Annotated in this window: 19 protein-coding genes; 15 read left to right on the top strand and 4 right to left on the bottom strand. The window is 55.8% G+C overall.

Annotated features, from left to right (window positions below; translation table 11 throughout):
- The first annotated feature begins 160 nt into the window (after nucleotides 1-160).
- Nucleotides 161-2,320, top strand: a complete 2,160-nt coding sequence (gene aas / locus OGV50_RS23450) for a bifunctional acyl-ACP--phospholipid O-acyltransferase/long-chain-fatty-acid--ACP ligase (protein WP_012134954.1) — start codon at nucleotides 161-163, stop codon at nucleotides 2,318-2,320.
- Complete coding sequence (gene lplT / locus OGV50_RS23445) at nucleotides 2,313-3,509, top strand: lysophospholipid transporter LplT (RefSeq protein ID WP_047461510.1); 1,197 nt, start codon at nucleotides 2,313-2,315, stop codon at nucleotides 3,507-3,509. The genes aas and lplT overlap by 8 nt, the downstream gene beginning before the upstream one ends.
- A gap of 118 nt (nucleotides 3,510-3,627) precedes the next feature.
- Here the strand turns inward: lplT and OGV50_RS23440 are convergent, their stop codons facing one another.
- From OGV50_RS23440 to mutH, 4 genes are all read right to left on the bottom strand, one after another.
- Nucleotides 3,628-4,668, bottom strand: coding sequence for an NADP(H)-dependent aldo-keto reductase (locus tag OGV50_RS23440; RefSeq protein WP_047461513.1), 1,041 nt, complete (start codon nucleotides 4,666-4,668; stop codon nucleotides 3,628-3,630).
- Nucleotides 4,669-4,787: 119 nt separating this feature from the next.
- Nucleotides 4,788-5,006 carry a lipoprotein YgdR gene (gene ygdR, locus OGV50_RS23435; RefSeq protein ID WP_012134951.1) on the bottom strand — a complete coding sequence of 73 codons (219 nt, stop codon included), beginning with the start codon at nucleotides 5,004-5,006 and terminating at the stop codon, nucleotides 4,788-4,790.
- A 146-nt stretch (nucleotides 5,007-5,152) separates the two neighbouring features.
- The gene (locus OGV50_RS23430; RefSeq protein WP_012134949.1) at nucleotides 5,153-5,866 is read right to left on the bottom strand and encodes a TerC family protein; all 714 of its coding nucleotides are present in this window, start codon (nucleotides 5,864-5,866) and stop codon (nucleotides 5,153-5,155) included.
- 78 nt (nucleotides 5,867-5,944) lie between these two features.
- A complete protein-coding gene (mutH, locus tag OGV50_RS23425) occupies nucleotides 5,945-6,637 on the bottom strand; it encodes a DNA mismatch repair endonuclease MutH (protein WP_130028537.1) in 693 nt (230 codons plus the stop codon).
- 186 nt (nucleotides 6,638-6,823) lie between these two features.
- Between mutH and OGV50_RS23705 the strand changes: the two genes are divergently transcribed.
- The 13 genes from OGV50_RS23705 (at nucleotide 6,824) to recD (ending at nucleotide 25,886) form a co-directional block, all read left to right on the top strand.
- On the top strand, nucleotides 6,824-6,970 hold the full coding sequence (locus OGV50_RS23705; RefSeq protein ID WP_047461519.1) for a hypothetical protein: 147 nt from the start codon (nucleotides 6,824-6,826) through the stop codon (nucleotides 6,968-6,970).
- A 351-nt stretch (nucleotides 6,971-7,321) separates the two neighbouring features.
- Nucleotides 7,322-7,852, top strand: coding sequence for an RNA pyrophosphohydrolase (rppH, locus tag OGV50_RS23420; protein WP_024130909.1), 531 nt, complete (start codon nucleotides 7,322-7,324; stop codon nucleotides 7,850-7,852).
- 13 nt (nucleotides 7,853-7,865) lie between these two features.
- Nucleotides 7,866-10,112, top strand: a complete 2,247-nt coding sequence (ptsP, locus tag OGV50_RS23415; RefSeq protein ID WP_012134945.1) for a phosphoenolpyruvate--protein phosphotransferase — start codon at nucleotides 7,866-7,868, stop codon at nucleotides 10,110-10,112.
- A gap of 364 nt (nucleotides 10,113-10,476) precedes the next feature.
- Nucleotides 10,477-11,352 carry a prolipoprotein diacylglyceryl transferase gene (gene lgt / locus OGV50_RS23410; protein ID WP_071257899.1) on the top strand — a complete coding sequence of 292 codons (876 nt, stop codon included), beginning with the start codon at nucleotides 10,477-10,479 and terminating at the stop codon, nucleotides 11,350-11,352.
- Nucleotides 11,353-11,358: 6 nt separating this feature from the next.
- Complete coding sequence (gene thyA / locus OGV50_RS23405) at nucleotides 11,359-12,153, top strand: thymidylate synthase (protein ID WP_012134943.1); 795 nt, start codon at nucleotides 11,359-11,361, stop codon at nucleotides 12,151-12,153.
- 184 nt (nucleotides 12,154-12,337) lie between these two features.
- Nucleotides 12,338-12,808, top strand: a complete 471-nt coding sequence (locus OGV50_RS23400; RefSeq protein ID WP_200092713.1) for a prepilin peptidase-dependent protein — start codon at nucleotides 12,338-12,340, stop codon at nucleotides 12,806-12,808.
- On the top strand, nucleotides 12,799-13,362 hold the full coding sequence (locus OGV50_RS23395) for a prepilin peptidase-dependent protein (RefSeq protein WP_200092714.1): 564 nt from the start codon (nucleotides 12,799-12,801) through the stop codon (nucleotides 13,360-13,362). The genes OGV50_RS23400 and OGV50_RS23395 overlap by 10 nt, the downstream gene beginning before the upstream one ends.
- On the top strand, nucleotides 13,359-13,766 hold the full coding sequence (locus tag OGV50_RS23390; protein ID WP_200092715.1) for a DUF2509 family protein: 408 nt from the start codon (nucleotides 13,359-13,361) through the stop codon (nucleotides 13,764-13,766). The genes OGV50_RS23395 and OGV50_RS23390 overlap by 4 nt, the downstream gene beginning before the upstream one ends.
- Nucleotides 13,751-14,074 (top strand): prepilin-type N-terminal cleavage/methylation domain-containing protein, encoded by a 324-nt coding sequence (locus OGV50_RS23385; RefSeq protein ID WP_200092717.1) that lies wholly within the window; start codon nucleotides 13,751-13,753, stop codon nucleotides 14,072-14,074. Before OGV50_RS23390 ends, OGV50_RS23385 begins: the two co-directional genes overlap by 16 nt.
- Nucleotides 14,075-14,086: 12 nt before the next feature.
- Entirely contained in the window at nucleotides 14,087-17,455 is a 3,369-nt protein-coding gene (gene recC / locus OGV50_RS23380; RefSeq protein WP_200092718.1) for an exodeoxyribonuclease V subunit gamma, read from the top strand.
- A gap of 181 nt (nucleotides 17,456-17,636) precedes the next feature.
- The gene (ptrA, locus tag OGV50_RS23375; RefSeq protein WP_200092719.1) at nucleotides 17,637-20,525 is read left to right on the top strand and encodes a pitrilysin; all 2,889 of its coding nucleotides are present in this window, start codon (nucleotides 17,637-17,639) and stop codon (nucleotides 20,523-20,525) included.
- On the top strand, nucleotides 20,518-24,063 hold the full coding sequence (gene recB, locus OGV50_RS23370) for an exodeoxyribonuclease V subunit beta (protein ID WP_200092720.1): 3,546 nt from the start codon (nucleotides 20,518-20,520) through the stop codon (nucleotides 24,061-24,063). Before ptrA ends, recB begins: the two co-directional genes overlap by 8 nt.
- A complete protein-coding gene (gene recD, locus OGV50_RS23365) occupies nucleotides 24,060-25,886 on the top strand; it encodes an exodeoxyribonuclease V subunit alpha (protein ID WP_058668037.1) in 1,827 nt (608 codons plus the stop codon). The genes recB and recD overlap by 4 nt, the downstream gene beginning before the upstream one ends.
- Nucleotides 25,887-25,910 lie beyond the last annotated feature (24 nt).

The raw sequence follows: 25,910 nt of genomic DNA, 5'->3' as shown, positions 1-25,910 counted from the left end.
GTGAGATTATTCGGTACGCTCTTCGTACCTGTCTCTTGCACCAACCTGCGCGGATGCGCAGGTTTTTTTTCGTCCTTCCATTTACCTGTCGCGCCTGTTCCCCATCTCGTATAATCTGCAACCATGCATCTTTACCGAACTGTGAGCAAAGGGAGTTGACATGCTTTTTGGATTTTTTCGCAACCTGTTCCGCGTGCTTTATCGTGTACGCGTCACCGGGGATGCCAGGGCGCTACAGGGTGAGCGCATCCTGATCACGCCAAACCATGTCTCTTTTATCGACGGTATTTTACTCGCCCTGTTTTTACCGGTTCGCCCTGTTTTCGCGGTCTATTCCTCTATCAGCCAGCAATGGTACATGCGCTGGTTAAAGTCGCTGATTGATTTCGTGCCGCTCGACCCGACGAAGCCGATGGCGATTAAGCACCTGGTACGCCTGGTAGAGCAGGGCCGCCCGGTGGTTATCTTCCCGGAAGGGCGAATTTCGGTTAGCGGTTCGTTGATGAAAATCTACGACGGCGCCGGGTTTGTGGCGGCGAAGTCTGGCGCAACGGTGGTGCCGGTTCGTATTGAAGGCGCAGAGCTTACGCACTTTAGCCGCCTGAAAGGTCTGGTAAAACAGCGCTTTTTCCCGCGCATTCACCTGCATATCCTGCCGCCTACTCATCTGCCGATGCCGGAGGCGCCGCGAGCGCGCGAGCGCCGCAAACTGGCCGGAGAAATGCTGCATCAAATTATGATGGAAGCGCGCATGGCGGTGCGCCCGCGTGAAACGCTGTATGAATCACTGTTAGCTGCGCAGTACCGCTACGGGGCGGGTAAAAATTGTGTTGAAGATATTAACTTCACGCCGGACACTTATCGCAAATTGCTGACAAAAACGCTGTTTGTCGGCCGCATTCTGGAAAAATACAGCGCGCAGGGCGAAAACATCGGCCTGATGCTGCCAAACGCGGCCATCAGCGCCGCCGTCATCTTTGGCGCGGTTTCTCGTGGCCGTATCCCGGCGATGATGAACTACACGGCGGGTGTGAAAGGGTTGACCAGCGCCATTACCGCTGCGGAGATCAAAACCGTATTCACCTCCCGTCAGTTTCTTGAGAAAGGCAAACTCTGGCATCTGCCGGAGCAACTGACGCAGGTTCGCTGGATTTATCTCGAAGATTTAAAAGCTGATGTGACGCTCGCCGATAAGCTCTGGATTTTTGCGCATCTGCTGATGCCGCGCCTGGCGCAGGTCAAACAGCGGCCGGAAGAGGCGGCAATGATCCTCTTTACATCCGGTTCGGAAGGGCACCCGAAAGGCGTGGTGCACAGCCATAAAAGCCTTCTGGCGAACGTTGAGCAGATAAAAACCATTGCCGATTTCACGGCGAACGACCGCTTTATGTCAGCGCTGCCGCTGTTCCACTCCTTCGGCCTGACCGTCGGCCTGTTGACGCCGCTGCTGACCGGCGCTGAGGTGTTTCTCTATCCCAGCCCGTTGCACTATCGCATTGTGCCGGAGCTGGTCTATGACCGGAACTGCACGGTGCTGTTTGGCACGTCGACGTTTCTGGGCAACTACGCGCGCTTTGCCAACCCGTATGACTTCTATCGTCTGCGCTATGTCGTCGCCGGCGCGGAAAAATTGCAGGACAGCACCCGACAGCTCTGGCAGGACAAATTCGGCCTGCGCGTTCTGGAAGGTTACGGCGTGACCGAATGCGCGCCGGTCGTGTCGATTAACGTACCTATGGCGGCGAAGCCGGGCACCGTTGGGCGCATTTTGCCAGGCATGGATGCGCGCTTGCTGGCGGTTCCGGGCATTGATGACGGCGGGCGTCTGCAACTCAAAGGGCCTAATATCATGAATGGCTACCTGCGGGTTGAAAAACCGGGCGTGCTGGAAGCGCCTGCGGCGGAAAATGCGCTGGGCGACGTTGAACAGGGCTGGTACGACACGGGCGATATTGTGCGTTTCGATGAAAACGGTTTTGTGCAGATCCAGGGGCGAGCGAAGCGCTTTGCGAAAATCGCCGGAGAGATGGTTTCGCTGGAGATGGTCGAACAGCTGGCGCTGGGCGTCTCGCCAGATAAAATGCACGCCACGGCGATTAAAAGCGACGCCAGCAAAGGCGAAGCGCTGGTGCTGTTCACGACAGACGGCGAGCTGACGCGTGAAAGCCTGCTACAATATGCCCGCACACACGGCATTCCTGAACTTGCCGTACCGCGTGATATCCGCTATCTGAAACAACTTCCGTTACTGGGCAGCGGCAAACCAGACTTTGTGACGCTGAAAAGCTGGGTTGATGAACCGGAAAAACAACATGCGTGAGTCAGTACATACTAACACCTCGATCTGGTCGAAAGGGATGATGTCGGTTATCGCCGCGCAGTTTCTCTCTGCGTTTGGCGATAACGCGCTGTTGTTCGCGACGCTGGCGCTACTGAAGGCGCAGTTCTACCCGGACTGGAGCCAGCCGATCCTGCAAATGGTGTTTGTAGGCGCTTACATTCTTTTTGCCCCCTTTGTCGGGCAGGTGGCGGACAGCTTTGCCAAAGGTCGGGTGATGATGTTCGCCAACGGCCTGAAACTGTTGGGCGCCGCGAGCATCTGTTTTGGTTTTAATCCCTTTGTCGGCTATACGCTGGTGGGGATTGGCGCGGCGGCTTACTCTCCGGCGAAATATGGCATTCTTGGCGAGCTGACCACGGGCGACAAACTGGTGAAAGCTAATGGTCTGATGGAAGCCTCCACCATTGCCGCGATTCTGCTGGGATCGGTGGCAGGCGGCGTACTGGCAGACTGGCATGTGATTGCGGCGCTGGTCGCCTGTGCGTTGGCCTATGCGGGCGCAGTCGTCGCTAACCTTTTTATTCCGAAACTCGCGGCGGCGCGGCCAGGCCAGTCCTGGCATTTGCGTAAGATGGTGCGCAGCTTCTTCTGTGCCTGCATGTCTCTCTGGCGTAACGGGGAGACGCGTTTCTCGCTGGTTGGCACCAGCCTTTTTTGGGGCGCGGGCGTCACTCTGCGTTTTCTGCTGGTGCTGTGGGTGCCGGTAGCGCTGGGAATTACCGATAACGCCACGCCGACTTACCTGAACGCAATGGTGGCGATCGGTATTGTTGTGGGCGCAGGCGCTGCGGCGAAGCTGGTTACGCTGGAGACGGTAGCGCGTTGTATGCCTGCGGGTATTCTGATTGGCGTGGTGGTGCTGATTTTTTCTTTGCAACACGCGTTGCTTCCGGCCTATGCGCTGTTGACGCTTATTGGCGTGCTGGGCGGCTTTTTCGTGGTGCCGCTCAATGCGTTATTGCAGGAGCGCGGCAAGAAAAGCGTCGGCGCGGGCAACGCGATTGCGGTACAGAACCTGGGGGAGAACAGCGCGATGCTGTTGATGCTGGGTCTCTATTCGCTGGCCGTACTGGTGGGCATTCCGGTCGTGGCGATCGGCATTGGTTTTGGCGGGCTGTTTGCATTGGCGATTGCGGCGCTGTGGATTTGGCAGCGCCGCCAGATGTGATTGTTGCGCCGTCGGTAGGCCTGATAAGCGCAGCGCCATCAGGCAGAAGCGCCGGATGGCGGCGCAGGCGCCTTATCCGGCCTACGGTATGGTGCTGTTGGTAGGCCGGATATGCATATTACGGTGCCGGGTAGGTATAAACCTGGTGTACCGCTTCGATCTCCGCCAGCACCTCTTCGCTTAACTCCAGATGCAAACTCTCAACGTTGGTTTTTAACTGCGCCATCGTCGTTGCGCCCAACAGGGTGCTGGCGACGAACGGCTGACGACGCACAAACGCCAGCGCCATCTGGGCCGGATCGAGGTTGTGGCGTCTGGCGATGTCGACGTAGGCCGCAACCGCCTTTTGCGCCTGCTCGCCGCTGTAGCGCGTAAAGCGGCTAAACAGGGTGTTGCGCGCGCCGGCGGGTTTGGCGCCATTCAGATATTTACCGGTCAACGTACCGAACGCCAGGCAAGAGTAGGCCAGCAGCTCGACGCCTTCATACTGGCTGACTTCCGCTAATCCCACCTCATAACTGCGGTTCAGCAGGCTGTAAGGGTTCTGGATAGTAACAATGCGCGGCAGATCATGTTTATCCGCCAGATGCAGATAGCGCATGACGCCGAAGGCCGTTTCGTTAGAGACGCCGATGTAGCGAATTTTGCCCGCGCGCTGGAACTCCGTCAGCGCGTCCAGCGTTTCGAGCAGCGTGACAACCGGTGCCGAATCCGTCCAGCTGTAGCCCAGCTTGCCGAAGCAGTTGGTCGGGCGCTGCGGCCAGTGAACCTGATACAGATCCAGATAGTCGGTTTGCAGGCGTTTGAGGCTATCGTGTAAGGCCTCACGGATATTTTTACGATCCAGCGCCTGATTGGGGCGAATTCCGCTGTCGTTATTACGCGATGGGCCGCTTACCTTGGAAGCGATAACCAGCTTCTCACGGCTGCCGTGTTTAGCAAGCCAGTTACCGACATAGGTTTCTGTTAGCCCCTGGGTTTCCGGGCGTGGAGGCACCGGATACATTTCGGCGACGTCGATCAGGTTAATGCCCTGATCCACGGCGTAATCGAGCTGTGCATGTGCGTCGGCTTCGCTGTTTTGTTCACCAAACGTCATTGTGCCCAGCCCCAGTGTACTTATTTCAAGCGAGCTGTGGGGTATACGGTGATAGTGCATAGCCGTTTCCTTCTTATTATGAAGTCAGTAAATCCCGACAAAGGAATATAAAAATGGCAGAGGGAAGAGAAAAGGGAAAGAGAAAATTCTAAGGCCAGCAGGGCTGCTGACCTCAACAATTAGCGTTCAATGATCTGAGAGACTTCGTCACGATTGATTTGCATCGCGTTGCCTTGCTGATCGTGGTAGCTCACCAGACCCGTATCATCGTCAATTTCTGGTTTACCGTCGGTCAGAATCATCCGACCATCTTTGGTCGCCATTACATAATCGCTGCTACATCCAGAAACAGCAAAAGCCAGTCCTACAGCGGAAATCACAACTGCCCATTTTTTCATCCATTTATCCTCACGTGGCCTGCGTCTGATAATAGTCTAGTAATAACCTGAAGTTATGTCTGATAAAAGCAGTAAAATCTTAAACTGTGAGGAACGGGAGCGGCATTGCGGGTATTCGCTCCCCTTACAGGGAGCGAAAGAGTGAATCAGAGAGGGTTCTTTTTATTGCGCATCAGGTTCAGGCTCTCTACCGCGATAGAGAAGAACATGGCGAAGTAGATGTACCCTTTCGGAACGTGTACATCGAAACTTTCCAGAATCAGGGTAAAGCCGACCAGAATCAGGAAAGAAAGCGCCAGCATTTTTACGGAAGGGTGGCGGTCAACAAACTCGCCGATAGGACGCGCCGCGAACATCATCACGCCGACGGCAATCACAACTGCCGCCATCATGATAAACAGATGATCCGAGAGGCCCACCGCCGTGATGACGGAGTCAAGGCTGAAAATAATATCCAGCATCATGATCTGGACAATCGCGCCCAGGAAGGAGGAGACGCGCGTTTTCAGCCCTTCTTCCTCGCCTTCAATCGATTCGTGAATTTCTTTACTGGCTTTCCAGATCAGGAACAACCCACCCAGCAGCAGGATCAGATCGCGGGCGGAAATCGCTTCGCCGAAAATCTCGAACAGCGGGTTTGTCAGGCGTGTGACCCAGGCGATAGAAGCCAGCAAAGCCAGGCGCATCACCATCGCCGCCGCCAGCCCAAGGCGTCGGGCGTGATTCCGTTGCGCTGTAGGAAGTTTCGCCACCACCAGAGAGAGGAAAATAATATTGTCGATCCCAAGAACGATCTCCAGCAGCGTCAGCGTACCGAGCGCGAGCCAGGCGTTAGGATCGGTTACCCATGCAAATAACATCGAACAAAGTCCTGCCAAAAAAAAGAAGCGCTAATTATAGGCGCGCAATGCGGCAGGTGAAAGTCCAGTCTGTGCCTGTTAGCCCTGTAACAGGAAATGGCGGGCCAGCAGCGTGCGAGTGAAGTTCTTTTTCAGATAAAAGCCGCGCGGCAGCGTCAGAATAGTCTCTCCCTGCGCGCCAATTGCTTCGGTAAGGGCTTTGGCATTCGCCGCTTTTGGCCGCAGTTGTAAAAATTCGCCATGCCGGGCGGTGATCCGCTCAACCTGACCCAGCACAATCATGTCCATCAACTCTTCCCAGTCGAGGCGAAGCTGCTGGTCTTCTTCTTCATTTGGGCTCCACAGTAGTGGGGAACCGACGCGCCGATCGGCTAACGGAATACTGCGATCCCCCTCTACGGGAACCCATAACACACGTTTTAATTTGTGGCGGACGTGACTTGTTTCCCACGTCACGCCGCTGTTGCCGGTTAGCGGCGCGACGCAGACAAACGTGGTTTCCAGCGGGCGGCCAAGGCTATCGACGGGAATGGTTTTCAGCTCCACGCCAAGCGCGGCGAAATCTTGTTCCGGTTTGCTACCGGCGCTGGCGCCGAGCCAGATCTCCAGCAGCACGCCAATCCAGCCTTTATCCCGTTTCAAATCTTTGGGGGCCACTAAACCGGCCAGCGTCGCCAGTTCGCCCAGCGAGTAACCTGAAAGCTGCTGCGCCTGGGCAAGCAAAAGGGCTTCAGATGCTGGCGGAGAAAGTAGCGGGCGGAGTCCGGGCATGACGTTATACCTTAGGCGAAAAAGTGAACAATGATTTTATACCGTATGAACAGAGTTTAACGATTTCCACACGCGATGTTCAATCGCATGATTTATATTGGTTTTTAGGATTTGATCCTGCAAGTTGCGCAACAGAGAAATGGGTTTTCCAAATCTGGTCACTGAAAATAAACAGGATCTTACACCATGTTATCCACAGAAAGATGGGATAACTGTGAAAAACCGCCACTACTGTTTCAATTTACAGCCTTGACGTGCGACGAAAATCGAATTTTTACACAAATTGTGCCTAACTTATTGGCACAATCTGTGGATAAAAGCGACGGTGGTTGATCTTTCATCAGCCTGACGATCTTCAATGTGATGTCTGTCACGATTTAGCACGAATGGTCGCAGGTTTTGCATTTAACTTAATGAATTTACAAAGCTATTTTTTGATGGTGTTTGCCGCCCAATTCAGACTGTTCCGGGTTTTCCCGTAGTAATTCCGTACTTCTTCACAACTATATCCACAGAAAAAGTGAATAAAATCGTCTGTGAACACACCTCTCTGTTTATAACTCGGCTATTTGCTGTGAGTTATTCAATTGTTATTAGTAGCGCGTACGCCTAACAGAGTGGTTTACCGTCTCTCTGGAGTGTGAAACAATCATTCATATATAAGGTTTATGTTGAGGTAGTCCGGTGATTGATGACGATGGCTACCGCCCAAATGTAGGTATCGTAATTTGTAATCGCCAGGGGCAGGTTATGTGGGCCCGGCGATTTGGTCAGCACTCCTGGCAATTCCCGCAAGGCGGGATAAATTCAGGGGAGTCAGCAGAACAAGCGATGTACCGGGAACTGTTTGAAGAAGTCGGGTTGAGCCGTAAAGATGTGCGGATACTTGCTTCTACTCGCAACTGGTTGCGTTACAAGTTACCGAAACGTTTGGTGCGTTGGGACACGAAGCCGGTTTGTATCGGCCAGAAACAAAAATGGTTTCTTCTGCAATTGATGAGCGCTGATGCGGAAATCAATATGCAAACCAGCAGCACCCCTGAGTTTGATGGCTGGCGCTGGGTAAGTTACTGGTACCCGGTCAGGCAGGTGGTGTCATTTAAACGCGATGTCTACCGCAGGGTGATGAAAGAGTTCGCAAGTGTCGTGATGGCGCTTCAGGAGAGTACGCCGAAGCCACAAAACGCACCTGCCTGGCGACGTAAAAGAGGTTAAAGCTACGCAAATTATGCTCACCCGCCTGCGCGAAATAGTGGAAAAGGTGGCCAGTGCGCCGCGCCTTAACGAGGCGCTGAATATTCTGGTCACTGATATCTGTCTTGCGATGGATACAGAGGTCTGTTCGGTCTATCTGGCCGATCACGACCGACGTTGTTACTACCTCATGGCGACGCGAGGGCTAAAAAAACCGCGTGGCCGTACTGTCACACTCGCATTTGATGAAGGTATCGTCGGCCTGGTTGGCAGGCTGGCGGAACCGATCAACCTTGCCGATGCGCAGAAACACCCCAGCTTTAAATACATCCCGTCAGTAAAAGAGGAGCGTTTCCGCGCTTTTCTGGGCGTGCCGATTATCCAGCGCCGCCAGCTACTGGGGGTGCTGGTGGTACAGCAGCGTGAACTGCGCCAGTACGATGAAAGTGAAGAGTCTTTCCTCGTTACGCTGGCGACTCAGATGGCGGCTATCCTTTCGCAGACGCAGCTAACCGCGTTATTTGGTCAATACCGCCATACGCGCATCCGTGCGCTGCCCGCCGCGCCCGGCGTGGCGATAGCGGAAGGCTGGCAGGATGCAACGTTGCCGCTGATGGAGCAGGTCTATGAAGCCTCCACCCTTGACCCGGCGCTTGAGCGCGAGCGGCTGACCGGCGCGCTGGAAGAGGCCGCTAACGAATTTCGTCGTTACAGTAAGCGCTTTGCCGCTGGCGCGCAGAAAGAGACGGCGGCGATCTTCGATCTGTATTCACACCTGCTTTCTGATGCCCGACTGCGTCGTGAACTGTTTGCCGAAGTCGATAAAGGCGCGGTGGCGGAGTGGGCCGTCAAAAAAGTCATCGAAAAGTTTGCCGAGCAGTTTGCCGCCCTGACGGATGGCTACCTCAAAGAGCGTGCCGGAGATTTACGCGCGCTGGGCCAGCGTCTGTTATTCCACCTGGATGACACCATTCAGGGGCCGAACACATGGCCCGAGCGTTTTGTGCTGGTGGCGGACGAACTCTCAGCCACCACGCTGGCGGAACTGCCGCAGGACAGACTGGCCGGCGTCGTGGTTCGCGACGGCGCGGCTAACTCGCATGCGGCGATTATGGTGCGCGCGCTCGGTATTCCGACCGTGATGGGCGCGGATATTCAGCCTTCGGTTCTTCATCACCGCACGCTGGTGGTGGATGGCTATCGCGGGGAACTGCTGGTCGATCCTGAACCGGTATTGTTGCAGGAATATCAGCGGCTTATCAGCGAAGAGAATGAACTAAGCCGGCTGGCGGAAGATGATGTCAATCTGCCCGCGCATCTGAAAAGCGGCGAACGCGTTAAGGTGATGCTTAACGCAGGGTTAAGCCCGGAACATGAAGAGAAGCTGGGCAGCCGTATCGACGGTATCGGGCTTTATCGCACCGAAATTCCGTTCATGTTGCAAAGCGGTTTCCCCTCGGAAGAAGAGCAGGTGGCGCAGTATCAGGGGATGCTGCAAATGTTTAACGACAAACCGGTGACTCTGCGTACGCTGGATGTCGGCGCGGACAAGCAACTGCCCTATATGCCGATCAGCGAAGAAAACCCGTGCCTGGGCTGGCGCGGCATTCGTATTACGCTCGATCAGCCGGAGATCTTCCTGATCCAGGTGCGCGCGATGCTGCGCGCCAACGCCGCGACCGGCAACCTGAGCATTTTACTGCCGATGGTCACCAGCATTGATGAAGTGGATGAAGCGCGACGCCTGATTGAGCGTGCCGGGCGTGAAGTCGAAGAGATGATCGGTTACGCGATCCCCAGGCCGCGCATTGGGATCATGCTGGAAGTGCCGTCGATGGTATTTATGCTGCCGCAACTGGCGAACCGGGTCGATTTTATCTCCGTTGGCACCAATGATCTGACGCAGTACATCCTGGCGGTTGATCGCAACAATACGCGTGTGGCCAGTATTTACGACAGCCTGCATCCGGGGATGTTACGTGCGCTGGCGATGATCGCTCAGGAAGCCGAAAAACAGGGGCTTGATTTGCGGCTATGTGGTGAAATGGCGGGCGATCCGATGTGTGTGGCGATCCTGATAGGCCTGGGATTCCGCCATCTGTCGATGAATGGTCGCTCCGTCGCGCGGGTGAAATACCTGCTGCGGCACATTGATTATGAAGACGCGCAAACGCTGGCGCAGCGCAGTCTGGAAGCGCAAATGGCGACGGAAGTGCGTCATCAGGTGGCGGCGTTTATGGAGCGCCGTGGCATGGGAGGCCTGATACGCGGGGGGTTGTGACAGGCGCTGTGCCCTTGATTGCCGGATGGCGGCGCACGCGCCTTATCCGGCCTACGGTACGGTGCCGTCTGTAGGCCTGATAAGCGCAGCGCCATCAGGCAAAGATGTTGTGCCGTCTGTAGACCTGATAAGCATAGCGCCATCAGGCAAAGGTGTTGTGCCGTTTGTAGGCCTGATAAGCGTAAGCGCCATCAGGCATTCCTGGGATTGTCATTGATAGCCTATACAGATCTTTTACATCTTCCCGGCATCACCGATGCACCCCTTGTGCTATCATTCGCTCCTTTGGAGCGCCTGTGAACGGCTGGCGCGCATATCAATTGCTGTCTATTTTCAGCGAAATAACAAGAACTTGTGGTGACAGATGACCAGTAGCTATCTGCATTTTCCGGAATTTGATCCGGTCATTTTCTCAATTGGGCCCGTTGCGCTGCACTGGTACGGCATGATGTACCTGGTCGGTTTTGTCTTTGCAATGTGGCTGGCGATTCGCCGGGCAAACCGTCCGGGCAGCGGCTGGACCAAAAACGAAGTTGAAAACTTACTCTATGCCGGTTTTCTCGGCGTTTTCCTCGGTGGCCGTATTGGTTACGTTCTGTTCTACAACTTCCCGATGTTCCTGGAAAATCCGCTCTATCTGTTCCGCGTCTGGGATGGCGGCATGTCCTTCCACGGCGGCCTGATCGGCGTCATTCTGGTGATGGTGATCTTCGCCAGACGCACTAAACGTTCTTTCTTCCAGGTATCCGATTTTATCGCGCCGCTGATTCCTTTTGGTTTAGGCGCAGGGCGTCTGGGGAACTTTATCAACGGTGAGCTGTGGGGGCGTGTCGATCCGAGCTTCCCGTTTGCCATGCTGTTCCCGGGCTCTCGCGCGGAAGATATCGCGCTGTTGCCGTCAAACCCGCAGTGGCAGTCGATCTTTGATACCTATGGCGTTCTGCCTCGCCACCCGTCCCAGCTGTATGAGCTGGTGCTGGAAGGTATCGTGCTGTTCATTATTCTTAACCTGTTTATCCGCAAGTCGCGCCCGATGGGGGCTGTCTCTGGCCTGTTCCTGATTGGCTATGGCGCGTTTCGTATCATTGTTGAATTCTTCCGCCAGCCGGATGCGCAGTTTACCGGCGCATGGGTACAGTACATCAGCATGGGGCAGATTCTCTCTATCCCGATGATTGTCGCTGGTGTGATCATGATGGTTTGGGCTTACCGCCGCAGCCCACAGCAACACGTTTCCTGAGGAACCATGAAACAGTATTTAGAACTGATGCAAAAAGTGCTGGATGAAGGCACACAGAAAAACGACCGTACCGGAACCGGAACGCTTTCCATTTTTGGTCATCAGATGCGTTTTAACCTGCGGGAAGGATTTCCGCTGGTGACGACGAAGCGCTGCCATTTACGCTCCATCATTCACGAGCTGTTGTGGTTCCTGCAAGGCGATACCAACGTCGCTTACCTGCATGAAAACAATGTGACGATCTGGGACGAATGGGCCGATGAAAACGGTAATTTAGGCCCGGTATATGGCAAACAGTGGCGCGCATGGCCTGCGCCGGACGGTCGCCATATTGACCAGATCACCACGGTCATGAACCAGTTGAAAAATGACCCGGACTCCCGCCGTATTATTGTTTCCGCCTGGAACGTCGGCGAGCTGGATAAAATGGCGCTGGCGCCGTGTCATGCGTTCTTCCAGTTCTATGTTGCGGACGGCAAGCTCTCCTGCCAGCTGTATCAGCGCTCCTGCGACGTCTTCCTGGGGCTGCCGTTTAATATCGCCAGCTATGCGTTACTGGTGCATATGATGGCGCAACAGTGCGACCTGGAAGTGGGCGACTTTGTCTGGACCGGCGGCGACACGCACCTGTACAGCAACCATATGGAACAGACGCACCTACAGTTAAGCCGCGAACCGCGCGCGCTGCCGAAACTGGTGATCAAACGTAAGCCTGACTCTATCTTCGACTACCGTTTTGAAGATTTTGAGATTGAAGGCTACGACCCGCATCCTGGCATTAAAGCGCCGGTCGCTATCTGACCTGAGCTCATCCTGTCATAACCGACGTCCTTGCGCGTCGGTTTTTTTTATCCCGTACGCCATTCTTCGGCGCTGCTTCCCGAATTTTTGCAACGCGCTGTAATACGATAACTATTTCTCGTAACGCGCCGAATAATCTGCATTCTTGCCTCGTCATTTTCTCCGCCCCCGGCATACTGCCGCTATGAAAAAACAACAGGGCTATACGCTCATTGAAACAATGGTCGCAATGCTTCTTATGGTTAGCCTTAGCGCCACAGGGCTCTATGGCTGGCAGCGTTGGCAACAGCAGCAACGGTTATGGCAAACCGCCAGCCAACTGCGGGATTATTTGCTGCAACTGCGTGAGGATGCGAACTGGCACAACCGGGATCACATTGTTCAGGTCATCAGAGAACGCGGCGACTGGTGCTTTGTCAGCGCTGCTGCGGCGCAAGGTGCCTGTACGCCAGACGCGCCGTTTGTCTTTATTCCAGCATGGCGCGATATCGACGTGGTGGAGATCACCCCCTCGCTGGCGTTTTTTGGTCTGCGCAATACCGCCTGGGCTGGGCATATCCGCCTGAAAAACGCCGCGGGTGAATGGCGTCTGGTGGTTTCGTCCTGGGGGCGAATCCGACTCTGTGAGGGACGCGAGGCCGAAGCATGTCGATGAACGAGCGCGGTTTTTCTCTGCTGGAGGTACTTATCGCGATGGCGATAAGCAGCATGCTACTGCTCGGCGCGGCACGATTTTTACCCGCGCTACAGCGTGAGATTCTACAGACCACGCGGCAACTGTTGCTGGAAGATGAGATCTGGCAGCGTGCTTATACCGTGGCAAAACACCTGCAACGCGCGGGATATTGCCGGGGAAACTGCGCAGGGAGAGGACTGGTGATTGCCGGGCAGGGGGAGTGCGTTATCGTACAGTGGGACGCCAATAATAACGGGCGCTGGGAGACTGCGCCGGGAAAAGAGGCCGAACAGATCGGGTTTCGTTTAAACAATAAAACGCTGGAAACACTGCGCGGGGCAACATCATGCGCAGATAAAGGGTGGGATAAAATGACCGATCCCGATACGGTACAGATTGAGGCATTTAACGTTGAGTGTCAGGAGATGCCCGGTTTTGCGCCGGTACTGACGCTGTCTCTTCAGGGGCGTAGTAAAGCGGCTTCTAAAACCGCTGTTAAGGCGCAATACAGCGTCACCGGGTTTAATCTGTGAAGCGTGAACGGGGTGTGTCTTCTCTGGCGATGGTGCTTTTGCTGCTGGTATTGGGCAGCCTGCTGCTTCAGGGGGCAAACCAGCAGCAGGCGAGCTTTTCCACTCTGGTGGCGACAGAAAGCCGGGCCTTGCAGCGTCAGGCGGTGGCGCAGTCGGCGCTGGAATGGGGAAGGATGCAGTCATGGTCGGCGCAGGCTGCGGTTGAGTGTCGGCAATACGCCACGCCGAATGCCCGCGTTTGCCTGCGCCTGCTTGTGAACAACACCGCTTTATTGATTGCGCAGTATGATGGCGCATCGGTCTGGCGCCTGGGTGCTCTGGAGGAAAGCGGCGTTGTATTTTCTCCGCATGGATGGAGCGATTTTTGCCCGTTGAGTGAGGTGGCGTTATGCCAGATACCCTGAACAGGCAGCGTGGTTTTAGTCTGCCAGAAGTGATATTGGCGATGGCGCTGCTGGTGATCACCGTCACCGCGTTATCGGGTTATCAGCGGGCGTTGATGACGAGTCTTGTCGTCAGGGCGCAATATCAACAGCTCTGGCGGTACGGCTGGCAGCAAACGGCGCTGTATTCATTTTCACCTCCCGAAAGCTGGCAGGCCAACCGAATGCAGACAACACAAGCGGGATGTGTCAGCATCAGCGTTAAACTCATTTCCCCTTTGGGCAGGCAAGGCCAGATGTTGCGCTTACACTGCCCGAAAAGTCAGTAGTCAGGAGTTGTTATGTTAAGGGTCTACCACTCCAATCGTCTGGACGTGCTGGAAGCGTTAATGGAATTCATCGTTGAGCGCGATCGGCTTGACGATCCCTTTGAACCCGAAATTGTGTTGGTTCAAAGTACCGGTATGGCGCAGTGGCTGCAAATGACCCTTTCGCAGAAATTTGGTATCGCCGCGAATATCGATTTTCCGCTACCCGCGAGTTTTATCTGGGATATGTTTGTACGCGTGCTGCCTGATATCCCGAAAGAGAGCGCGTTCAGCAAGCAAAACATGAGCTGGAAGCTGATGACGCTGCTGCCGCAACTGCTGGAGCGTGAGGATTTTACGCTACTGCGCCACTATCTGACGGACGACGCTGACAAGCGCAAACTATTCCAGCTTTCCTCGCGTGCCGCCGATCTTTTCGATCAGTATCTGGTCTATCGCCCCGACTGGCTTACCCAGTGGGAGGCGGGGCAGATGGTTGACGGGTTAGGGGAGGCTCAGATCTGGCAGGCGCCGCTGTGGAAGGCGCTGGTGGAATACACGGCTGAACTGGGGCAGCCGCGCTGGCACCGTGCGAATGTGTATCAGCGTTTTATCCAGACGCTGGAAAATGCGACAACCAGCCCGACGGGGCTGCCTTCGCGCGTCTTTATTTGTGGTATTTCCGCGCTGCCGCCGGTGTATCTCCGGGCCTTGCAGGCGCTGGGAAAGCACATCGAAATCCATCTGCTGTTCACTAACCCCTGCCGTTATTACTGGGGGGATATCAGAGACCCTGCCTGGCTGGCAAAACTGGTGGCTCGTCAGCGTCGTCACATCTTTGAGGAGCGCGACTTACCGCTGTTTCGCGATAACCAACGCGCCGGGGAGTTATTTAATAGCGACGGCGAGCAGGATGTCGGGAACCCGATGCTGGCGTCCTGGGGGAAACTGGGGCGGGACTACATCTATTTGCTTTCCGAACTGGAAAACACACAGGAACTGGATGCGTTTGTCGATATTCCCCCGGACAACCTGCTTCATAACATTCAGGCGGACATCCTTGAGCTGGAAAGTCGCGCCGTGGCTGGGGTGAACCTCGAAGAGTACGCCCGAAGCGACAACAAGCGTCTGCTTGACCCGAATGACGCCAGCGTGACCTTTCACGTATGCCATAGCCCGCAGCGTGAAGTGGAGATCCTGCACGATCGTCTGCTGGCGATGCTGGAGGCCGACCCGACGCTGATGCCGCGCGATATTATCGTCATGGTGGCGGATATCGACAGCTATAGCCCCTTTATTCAGGCCGTATTTGGCAGTGCGCCTGCCGAACGCTATCTGCCTTATGCCATCTCCGATCGCCGGGCACGTCAGTCGCATCCTGTTTTGCAGGCGTTTATCAGCCTGCTGTCGTTGCCGGACAGCCGTTTTGTCTCTGAAGATGTTCTGGCGCTGCTGGACGTACCGGTTCTGGCGGCTCGATTTAACATCAACGAAGAAGGGTTGCGCTATCTTCGCTTATGGGTCAATGAGTCGGGTATCCGCTGGGGGATTGACGACGACAACGTGCGCGAGCTGGCGCTTCCTGCAACGGGGCAGCATACCTGGCAATTTGGCCTGACGCGTATGCTGCTGGGTTACGCGATGGAAAGCGCGCAGGGCGAATGGCAGTCCGTGCTGCCTTATGACGAGTCCAGCGGGCTGATTGCGGAGCTGGTCGGGCATCTGGCGTCCCTGCTTATGCAGTTGAACCTCTGGCGTCGCGGGCTGGCGCAGGCGCGTCCGCTGGAAGAGTGGCTCCCGGTTTGCCGCGACATGCTCAATGACTTTTTCCTGCCCGATGCGGAAACGGAAGCCGCGATGACCCTTATCGAGCAGCAATGGCAGGCGATTATCACCGAAGGGCTTGAGGCGGAGTATGGCGATGCGGTGCCGCTGTCTCTGTTACGGGACGAGCTGGCACAAAGGCTGGATCAGGAACGCATCAGCCAGCGTTTTCTGGCGGGGCCGGTAAACATCTGTACGCTCATGCCTATGCGTTCTATCCCCTTTAAGGTTGTGTGTCTCCTTGGTATGAATGACGGCGTCTATCCGCGTCAGCTGGCGCCGCTCGGTTTTGACCTGATGAGCCAGAAACCGATGCGCGGGGATCGTAGCCGTCGCGATGATGACCGCTACCTGTTCCTTGAGGCCTTAATCTCTGCGCAGCAGACGCTCTATATTAGCTACATCGGGCGCTCTATTCAGGATAACAGCGAACGTTTCCCGTCAGTCCTGGTGCAGGAACTGATGGATTATATCGGGCAAAGTCACTATTTGCCGGGAGATGAAGAACTGACCAGCGATGAGAGCGAGGCCCGCGTGAAAGCGCATATCGCTCGCCTGCACACGCGGATGCCGTTTGATGCGCAAAACTATCTTCCCGGTGAACAGCAAAGCTACGCGCGCGAATGGCTGCCTGCTGCAAGTCAGTCAGGCGAGGCCCATTCTGATTTTGTACAGCCGTTGCCCTATGAACTCCCTGAGACGTTGACGCTGGAAAAACTTCAGCGCTTCTGGGCACATCCGGTGCGGGCGTTTTTCCAGATGCGGCTACAGGTGAATTTCCGCGCGGAAGAGAGTGAAATTCCCGATACGGAGCCGTTCATTCTGGAAGGGCTAACCCGCTATCAGCTTAATCAGCAGTTGCTTAATACGCTGGTCGAAGAAGAGGATGCCGGGCTTTTATTCCGTCGCTTCCGGGCGGCGGGCGATCTCCCGTATGGCGCTTTTGGCGAGATCCTCTGGGATACGCAGCGTCAGGAGATGCAGTCGCTGGCGGACAGGATTATCGCGTGTCGTCAGCCGGGGAAAAGTATGGAAGTTGATCTGCTCTGCAATGGCGTTCAGATCACGGGGTGGTTGCCGCAGGTGCAGGAAGACGGTTTGTTGCGCTGGCGCCCATCTTTAATAAGCGTTGCGCAGGGAATGCAACTTTGGCTGGAACACCTTGTCTATTGTGCCTGTGGCGGAAAAGGCGAAAGTCGTTTGTTCCTGCGTAAAGAGGGAGAGTGGCGCTTCCCGCCGTTAGAGGCTGAACAGGCGTTAACTTACCTCGCACAGCTGATTGACGGTTATCGGGAAGGGATGTCATCCCCACTGCTGGTTCTTCCTGAAAGCGGCGGCGCATGGATAAAAGCTTGTTATGACGCGGCGAATGATGCCATGTTAGATGATGCTGACACGCTGCAAAAAGCCCGGACGAAGTTCTTACAGGCTTATGAAGGTAACATGGTGATACGCGGAGAAGGGGATGATATCTGGTATCAACGGTTGTGGCGACAGCTGGAGCCGAAGACGATAGAGAGCATTATTTCTCAGTCTCAACGTTATCTGTTACCGCTATTTCGTTTTAATCAGTCGTGAGGGCTGTATAAAAATTGCGCAATTAAATGGCTTCATTTATGATGCGTTTTCTGTCACGGACTGATTTTACAATAAGAGATGCTGACTCGTTTAGCACACAGTTTTGTCCTGCTCAATAAGCGCCAGCGTCGCGCTCGCGCTTCACCTGAGCGGGAAAGAAAGTTAATGATGAGGTTCGTGAATGCCCCGCAGCACCTGGTTCAAAGCGTTATTGTTGTTTGTCGCCCTTTGGGCACCCTTAAGTCAGGCAGATACCGGTTGGCAGCCTTTGGCGGAAACCATCCGTAAAAGCGAGAAAGATACGCGTCAGTATCAGGCGGTTCGTCTGGACAATGACATGGTGGTTTTGCTGGTATCCGACCCACAAGCGGTGAAATCGCTTTCGGCGCTGGTGGTGCCTGTTGGATCGCTGGAGGACCCCGATGAACATCAGGGGCTGGCGCACTATCTCGAACATATGAGCCTGATGGGGTCTAAAAAATATCCCCAGCCTGACAGCCTTGCCGAATACCTTAAAATGCACGGCGGCAGCCATAATGCCAGCACCGCGCCGTATCGTACCGCCTTCTATCTGGAGGTGGAAAACGACGCCCTGTCAGGTGCGGTCGATCGCCTTGCCGATGCCATTGCCGCCCCGTTGCTGGATAAAAAATATGCTGAGCGTGAGCGCAATGCGGTCAATGCCGAACTGACGATGGCGCGTACGCGAGACGGTATGCGTATGGCGCAGGTCAGCGCAGAAACCATCAACCCGGCGCACCCGGGTTCGCGCTTCTCTGGCGGCAATCTGGAAACCTTAAGCGACAAACCTGGCAATCCGGTTCAGCAGGCGTTGCAGGCGTTTCACGAAAAATATTATTCAGCGAACCTGATGAAGGCGGTGATTTACAGTAACAAACCGCTGCCGGAACTGGCGCGTATTGCGGCTGAAACCTATGGCCGGGTGCCGAATAAAAATATCAAAAAGCCGGAAATTACCGTGCCGGTAGTAACGGACGCGCAAAAGGGCATCATCATTCATTATGTGCCTGCTCTGCCGCGTAAAGTGCTGCGCGTAGAGTTTCGTATTGATAACAACAGCGCGCAGTTTCGCAGCAAAACCGACGAACTGGTGACCTACCTGATTGGCAACCGGAGCCCGGGAACGCTCTCCGACTGGCTGCAAAAACAAGGATTAGTGGAAGGCATTCGTGCGGACTCTGACCCGGTGGTTAACGGTAACAGCGGCGTACTGGCTATTTCCGCTACCCTGACGGACAAAGGGCTGGCGAACCGGGACGACGTTGTCGCCGCCATCTTCAGCTATCTCAATCTGTTACGTGAAAAAGGCGTGGATAAACGCTACTTCGATGAGCTGGCGCATGTGCTGGATCTCGACTTCCGTTACCCCTCTATCACCCGTGATATGGATTACGTCGAATGGCTGGCGGATACGATGATTCGCGTTCCGGTGGAACATACGCTGGATGCGGTGAATATCGCCGATCAATACGATGCGGCGGCGGTGAAATCACGCCTGGCGATGATGACGCCGCAGAATGCGCGTATCTGGTACATCAGCCCGAAGGAACCGCACAACAAAACGGCCTATTTTGTCGACGCGCCTTATCAGGTGAATAAAATCGACGACAAAACGCTCGCCGACTGGCAGCAAAAAGCGCAGGGCATTGCGCTGTCATTACCGGAGCTTAATCCCTATATTCCAGACGATTTCACGCTGATCAAACCGGAGAAGGAATATCCCCACCCGGAGCTGATTGTCGATGAACCGGATTTGCGCGTGGTTTATGCGCCGAGCCGTTATTTTGCCAGCGAGCCTAAGGCGGATGTCAGCGTTATTCTGCGTAACCCGAAAGCAATGGACAGCGCCAGAAACCAGGTGATGTTTGCGTTAAACGATTATCTCGCGGGGATCGCGCTCGACCAGTTAAGCAACCAGGCATCGGTTGGCGGGATTGGCTTTTCCACCAACGCCAACAATGGTCTGATGCTTAACGCGAACGGTTACACGCAGCGCTTGCCGCAGCTTTTCCAGGCATTGCTGGAAGGGTATTTCAGCTACACCGCGACGGAAGAACAGCTGGAACAGGCGAAATCCTGGTATGCACAGATGATGGATTCCGCAGAAAAAGGGAAGGCCTACGATCAGGCGATTATGCCGGTACAGATGCTTTCTCAGGTGCCTTACTTCCAGCGTGATGAACGCCGTAAGCTGTTGCCTTCGATCACGCTGAAAGAGGTCATGGCTTACCGCGATACGTTAAAAGCAGGCGCGCGACCGGAGTTCCTGGTGATTGGCAATATGCGCGAAGCGCAGGTGAAAATCATGGCGCGGGATATCCAACAGCAGCTTGGTGCCAACGGTTCAGAGTGGTGTCGCAATAAAGACGTACTGGTGGATAAAAAGCAGTCGGTCATCTTTGAGAAGGCGGGGAGCAGCACTGACTCCGCGCTGGCGGCGGTATTCGTTCCAACCGGTTACGATGAATATGTCAGTTCAGCCTACAGCGCGATGTTAGGGCAAATCGTTCAGCCGTGGTTCTATAATCAGTTGCGTACTGAAGAACAGTTAGGTTATGCGGTGTTCGCTTTCCCGATGAGCGTCGGGCGTCAGTGGGGGATGGGTTTCCTGCTGCAAAGCAGCGACAAGCAACCGTCTTATCTCTGGGAGCGTTACAAAGCATTCTTCCCAACGGCGGAAGCGAAGCTGCGGGCGATGACGCCGGAAGAGTTTGCGCAAATTCAGCAGGCGATCATCGCGCAGATGTTGCAAGCGCCGCAAACGCTGGGCGAAGAGGCGTCGAAATTAAGCAAAGATTTCGATCGCGGCAATATGCGCTTTGATTCACGTGATAAAATCGTGGCTCAGATTAAACTGCTGACGCCGCAAAAACTTGCCGATTTCTTCCATCAGGCGGTGGTTGAGCCGCAAGGCATGGCGATACTGTCACAGGTTTCCGGCAGTCAGAACGGGAAAGCAGAGTACGTGCGCCCGGAAAACTGGAAAGTGTGGGAGAACGTCAGCGCGTTGCAGCAAACCTTACCCCTGATGAGTGAAAAGAATGAATGATGCCGCTGAGTCCCTTGATCCTTTACGCTTGCCCCTTACGGGCGAGCGTCTGATTGAAGCCTCTGCGGGCACTGGCAAAACGTTTACTATCGCCGCGTTGTATCTGCGCCTGCTGCTCGGATTGGGCGGCTCTGCCGCCTTTCCCCGACCGCTGACCGTGGAAGAACTGCTGGTCGTGACGTTTACCGAGGCGGCCACCGAAGAGTTACGCGGCCGCATCCGCAGCAACATCCATGAACTGCGCATCGCCTGTCTGCGTGAAACTACCGATAACCCGTTATATGCTCGCCTGCTGGAAGAGATCGAGGATAAAAAGCAGGCGGCGCAGTGGTTACTGTTGGCGGAAAGACAGATGGATGAGGCGGCGGTATTCACCATCCACGGTTTTTGCCAGCGCATGCTCAGCCTGAATGCGTTTGAGTCCGGCATGCTGTTCGAGCAGCAATTAATCGAAGATGAATCCCTTCTGCGCTATCAGGCCTGCGCCGACTTCTGGCGGCGTCACTGTTATCCGCTGCCACGCGAAATTGCCCAGGTTGTCTTTGAAGCGTGGAAAGGCCCCCGGGCGCTACTGAAAGATATCGATCGTTATTTGCAGGGCGAAGCGCCGGTCATCAAAGCACCGCCGCCGTCAGACGAGACGCTGGCGTCTCGCCACGAACACATTTTGTCGCGTATTAACGCCCTGAAGCAGCAATGGTGCGCGTCCGTTGATGAACTGGATGGGGTGATAGAGTCGTCGGGAATCGATCGCAGAAAATTCAATCGCGGCAACCAGACGAAATGGATCGAGAAGATCACGGCGTGGGCGCAGGCGGAAACGCAAACCTATCAATTACCCGATGCGCTGGAGAAATTCTCCCGGCGATTCCTGGAAGAGAGAACCAAAGCGGGCGGCATAACCCCGCAGCATCCGCTGTTTGTCGCCATTGAGGAACTGCTGGCTGAACCGTTGACGATAAAAGATCTGCTGATTACCCGTGCACTGGCAGAAATCCGCGAGACGGTTGCGCAGGAAAAACAACGCCGGGGTGAATTAGGTTTCGACGACATGCTGAGTCGTCTGGATGTTGCGCTGCGTAGTAATAGCGGCGATGCGCTGGCAAGCGCAATTCGTGGCCGTTTCCCGGTGGCGATGATTGATGAGTTTCAGGATACCGACCCGCAGCAGTACCGCATTTTCCGCCGCATCTGGCGGCATCAGCCGGACACCGCGCTGTTGTTGATTGGCGATCCGAAACAGGCGATTTATGCGTTTCGCGGCGCGGATATCTTCACCTACATGAAAGCCCGCAGCGAGGTCAGTGCCCATTATACGCTGGATACTAACTGGCGTTCTGCACCGGGCATGGTCAACAGCGTGAATACGTTGTTCAGTCAGATGAACGACGCCTTTATGTTCCGCGAAATTCCATTTGCGCCGGTTAAATCGGCCCAGAAGAACCAGTTGCTGCGCTTTGTGCTGAACGGCGAGACGCAGCCCGCCATGAATATGTGGTTGATGGAAGGGGAAAGCTGCGGCATTGGCGACTATCAGAGTTACATGGCGCAGGTGTGCGCGACGCAAATTCGTGACTGGCTGAAAGCCGGGCAAACTGGCGATGCGCTGCTTGTTAGCGAGAAAACCTCACGCCCGGTTCGAGCCTCGGATATCAGCGTGCTGGTGCGAAGCCGCCAGGAAGCGGCGCAAATTCGTGATGCGCTGACGCTGCTGGCGATTCCGTCCGTTTATCTCTCCAACCGCGACAGCGTATTTGAGACGCTGGAAGCGCAGGAGATGCTGTGGATCTTACAGGCCGTCATGACGCCTGAGCGTGAAAATACGCTGCGTAGCGCGATGGCGGCCTCAATGATGGGGCTGACCGCGCAGGACATCGAAACGCTGAATAACGACGAAAATGCCTGGGATACGGTGGTCGAAGAGTTCGACGGCTATCGTCAAATCTGGCATAAGCGCGGCGTCATGCCCATGCTGCGCGCGCTGATGTCAGCGCGGAATATTGCCGAAAACCTGCTGGCGACGGCGGGAGGCGAGCGCCGCCTGACCGATATTCTGCACATCAGCGAATTGTTGCAGGAAGCCGGTTCGCAGCTGGAAAGCGAGCATGCGCTGGTGCGCTGGCTGTCGCAGCATATTCTTGAGCCGGACAGCAATGCCGCCAGCCAGCAACTGCGGCTGGAAAGCGATAAACATCTGGTGCAAATCGTCACCATCCATAAATCAAAAGGGCTGGAATATCCGCTCGTCTGGCTGCCTTTTATTACCCATTTCCGCGTGCAGGATCAGGCGTTTTATCACGATCGCAATTCGTTTGACGCGGTGCTGGATCTCAGCCACGCCGAGGAGAGTGTTGAACTGGCGGAAGCAGAGCGTCTGGCGGAAGACCTGCGTTTGCTTTATGTGGCGCTGACCCGTTCGGTGTGGCATTGCAGCCTCGGCGTTTCGCCGTTGGTGCGTCGTCGCGGAGATAAGAAAGGCGATACCGATGTACACCAAAGCGCGCTCGGGCGCCTGCTGCAAAAAGGTGAGCCGAAAGATGCCGCCGGGCTTCGCGCCTGCATTGACGCGCTTTGCGGGGAGGATATCGCCTGTCGGACGCCAGCCGAACCGGACAGCGAACGCTGGCAGGTAACGGAGGCGTCGCGTGCGGCGCTAAGCGCCAGAGCGTTACGCCGAACGCCTGCCGACAACTGGCGAGTAACCAGTTATTCCGGCTTACAGCAGCAAGGCCATAGCGTCGCCCAGGATTTAATTCCGCGTCTGGATGTGGATGCCGCCGGGGTGGGGGACGTGGCGGAAGAGCCGGAGCTGACGCCGCACCAGTTCCCGCGAGGGGCATCGCCGGGTACATTCCTGCATAGCCTGTTTGAAGACCTCGACTTTACGCAGCCCGTTGACCCGGCCTGGGTGCGGGAAAAACTGGAGCTTGGCGGTTATGACACGCACTGGGAGCCGGTTTTAACGCAGTGGCTGGACGCTGTTTTGCAGGCTCCCCTGACCGAACGCGGCGTGAGTCTGCGTCATCTTTCCGCCCGTGAAAAACAGGTGGAGATGGCGTTTTATCTGCCGATCGCACAGCCGCTTATCGCCAGTCAACTGGATGCGCTGATTCGCCGGTTTGATCCGCTCTCGGCGGGCTGCCCACCGCTCGACTTCATGCAGGTTCGCGGCATGCTGAAAGGGTTTATCGACCTGGTGTTTCGCCATGAAGGGCGGTATTACCTGCTCGATTACAAATCAAACTGGCTGGGCGAAGACAGCACGGCCTACACTCAGGAGGCGATGGCCTCAGCGATGCAGGCGCATCGCTATGACCTGCAATATCAGCTGTATACGCTGGCGTTGCACCGCTATCTGCGCCATCGCATCGCCGATTATGACTATGAACGCCATTTCGGCGGCGTGATCTACCTTTTCCTGCGCGGCGTTGACCGTGAATATCCACGGCAGGGCATTTTCTCGACCCGGCCGGACGGCGAACTGATTGCGTTAATGGATGCGATGTTTGCAGGCGTTGTAGCGGAGGAGGCGCAATGACAATTCAGAAGCGATTACTGGAGGCCGTAGAACAAAAGTTGTTGCGGCCATTAGACGCTCAGTTTGCGCTGGCGGTTGCCGGGCAGGACGATCCGTGTGTGACGCTGGCCGTTGCATTGCTCAGCCGCGATGCCGGGGAAGGGCATGTCTGTATGCCGCTTTCGCGCCTGGCGATAACGGAAGAGTCGCATCCACTACTGGTCTCCTGGTTTAGCGAGAGGGACGCGCCTGAAGACTGGGCATCGTGTCTGCTGGCTTCCGGGGCGGTCAGTCGGGGAGAGCGGCCAACGCCGTTGATTCTGCATGAAGATCGCCTTTACCTGAACCGGATGTGGAGTAACGAGCGCACGGTAGCCCGCTTTTTTAGCGAGGTTAACCAGGCGATCGCGGTAGATGAACAGCAACTGGCCCGCACGCTGGATGCGCTTTTCCCGCCGACGGATGACGTCAACTGGCAAAAGGTGGCGGCGGCCGTGGCGTTGACGCGCCGTATTTCCGTCATTTCCGGCGGGCCTGGCACCGGTAAAACCACTACCGTGGCGAAGCTGCTGGCCGCGTTGATTCAGATGGCGGACGGCGAGCGATGCCGTATACGACTGGCGGCGCCGACGGGGAAAGCGGCGGCGCGTCTGACCGAGTCGCTTGGCGCGGCATTGCGCCAGCTTCCGCTCACGGATGAGCAAAAAAAACGCATCCCGGATGACGCCAGTACGTTGCACCGGCTGTTGGGCGCACAGCCCGGTAGCCAGAGGCTGCGCCATCATGCGGGAAACCCGCTGCATCTGGACGTGCTGGTGGTGGATGAGGCATCAATGATCGATTTGCCGATGATGTCGCGGCTAATTGAGGCGCTGCCGCCGCACGGACGCGTGATTTTTCTCGGCGATCGCGATCAGCTGGCTTCCGTTGAGGCGGGGGCGGTGCTGGGCGATATCTGCGCCTGGGTAAATGCCGGATTTACCGCCGGGCGCGCGCAGCAGCTGAGCCGACTGACGGGAAGCCCCATTCCTGCGGGCGCAGGCACGGAGGCGGCCTCTTTGCGCGATAGCCTGTGTTTGCTGCAAAAAAGCTATCGCTTCGGGCATGATTCCGGCATTGGTCAACTGGCGGCAGCCATTAATTGCGGCGATAAAGCGGCGATGAAAACGGTCTTTCAGCAGGGATTCAGCGATATTGAAAAACGAACGCTACAGAGCAGCGAGGATTACGCCGCCATGCTCGATGAGGCACTGGCCGGTTATGGGCGTTATCTGGCGCTTGTTCGCGAGGGCGCGGAGCCGGGGGCGATTATTCAGGCTTTCAATGAGTACCAGTTGCTGTGCGCGCTGCGTGAAGGGCCGTTTGGCGTTGGCGGTCTGAATGAACGCATCGAACAGGTTATGCTGCAAAAGCGCAAAATTCAGCGTCACCCGCACAGCCGCTGGTATGAAGGGCGTCCGGTAATGATTGCGCGCAATGACAGCGCGTTGGGGTTGTTCAATGGCGATATCGGCATTGCGCTCGATCGCGGCCAGGGGTTGAGGGTGTGGTTCGCCATGCCGGATGGCAGCATTAAGTCGGTGCAGCCCAGCCGTTTGCCGGAGCATGAAACAACCTGGGCGATGACGGTGCATAAATCGCAGGGATCGGAGTTCGATCATGCGGCGCTGATTTTACCCAGCCAGCGCTCGCCGGTTGTGACCCGTGAGCTGGTGTATACCGCCGTGACGCGCGCACGTCGTCGCCTGTCTCTCTATGCCGATGAACGGGTTTTGAGCGGGGCAATTGCGACGCGCACGGAGCGACGTAGCGGACTGTCCGCGTTTTTTAATAACGGGCTGTGAGGCAAGTTGCCGGATGGCGCCTGC

Origin of the sequence: Citrobacter sp. CK180, assembly GCF_030333655.1 — a bacterium.
GTDB lineage: Bacteria > Pseudomonadota > Gammaproteobacteria > Enterobacterales > Enterobacteriaceae > Citrobacter_B > Citrobacter_B koseri.
Note: the sequence above shows the minus strand (reverse complement) of the source record. Positions and strands in the feature narration are given on the sequence as shown.

Bases quoted from the DNA above. Each gene is read 5' to 3' on its own strand.
- OGV50_RS23400 (WP_200092713.1), top strand. From the start codon at position 12,338: ATGAAAAAACAACAGGGCTATACGCTCATTGAAACAATGGTCGCAATG.
- recD (WP_058668037.1), top strand. From the start codon at position 24,060: ATGACAATTCAGAAGCGATTACTGGAGGCCGTAGAACAAAAGTTGTTG.
- lgt (WP_071257899.1), top strand. From the start codon at position 10,477: ATGACCAGTAGCTATCTGCATTTTCCGGAATTTGATCCGGTCATTTTC.
- thyA (WP_012134943.1), top strand. From the start codon at position 11,359: ATGAAACAGTATTTAGAACTGATGCAAAAAGTGCTGGATGAAGGCACA.
- mutH (WP_130028537.1), bottom strand. From the start codon at position 6,637: ATGCCCGGACTCCGCCCGCTACTTTCTCCGCCAGCATCTGAAGCCCTT.
- recB (WP_200092720.1), top strand. From the start codon at position 20,518: ATGAATGATGCCGCTGAGTCCCTTGATCCTTTACGCTTGCCCCTTACG.
- ptsP (WP_012134945.1), top strand. From the start codon at position 7,866: ATGCTCACCCGCCTGCGCGAAATAGTGGAAAAGGTGGCCAGTGCGCCG.
- OGV50_RS23385 (WP_200092717.1), top strand. From the start codon at position 13,751: ATGCCAGATACCCTGAACAGGCAGCGTGGTTTTAGTCTGCCAGAAGTG.
- OGV50_RS23440 (WP_047461513.1), bottom strand. From the start codon at position 4,668: ATGCACTATCACCGTATACCCCACAGCTCGCTTGAAATAAGTACACTG.
- ptrA (WP_200092719.1), top strand. From the start codon at position 17,637: ATGCCCCGCAGCACCTGGTTCAAAGCGTTATTGTTGTTTGTCGCCCTT.
- recC (WP_200092718.1), top strand. From the start codon at position 14,087: ATGTTAAGGGTCTACCACTCCAATCGTCTGGACGTGCTGGAAGCGTTA.
- OGV50_RS23430 (WP_012134949.1), bottom strand. From the start codon at position 5,866: ATGTTATTTGCATGGGTAACCGATCCTAACGCCTGGCTCGCGCTCGGT.
- OGV50_RS23705 (WP_047461519.1), top strand. From the start codon at position 6,824: ATGTTATCCACAGAAAGATGGGATAACTGTGAAAAACCGCCACTACTG.
- aas (WP_012134954.1), top strand. From the start codon at position 161: ATGCTTTTTGGATTTTTTCGCAACCTGTTCCGCGTGCTTTATCGTGTA.
- lplT (WP_047461510.1), top strand. From the start codon at position 2,313: ATGCGTGAGTCAGTACATACTAACACCTCGATCTGGTCGAAAGGGATG.
- OGV50_RS23395 (WP_200092714.1), top strand. From the start codon at position 12,799: ATGTCGATGAACGAGCGCGGTTTTTCTCTGCTGGAGGTACTTATCGCG.
- ygdR (WP_012134951.1), bottom strand. From the start codon at position 5,006: ATGAAAAAATGGGCAGTTGTGATTTCCGCTGTAGGACTGGCTTTTGCT.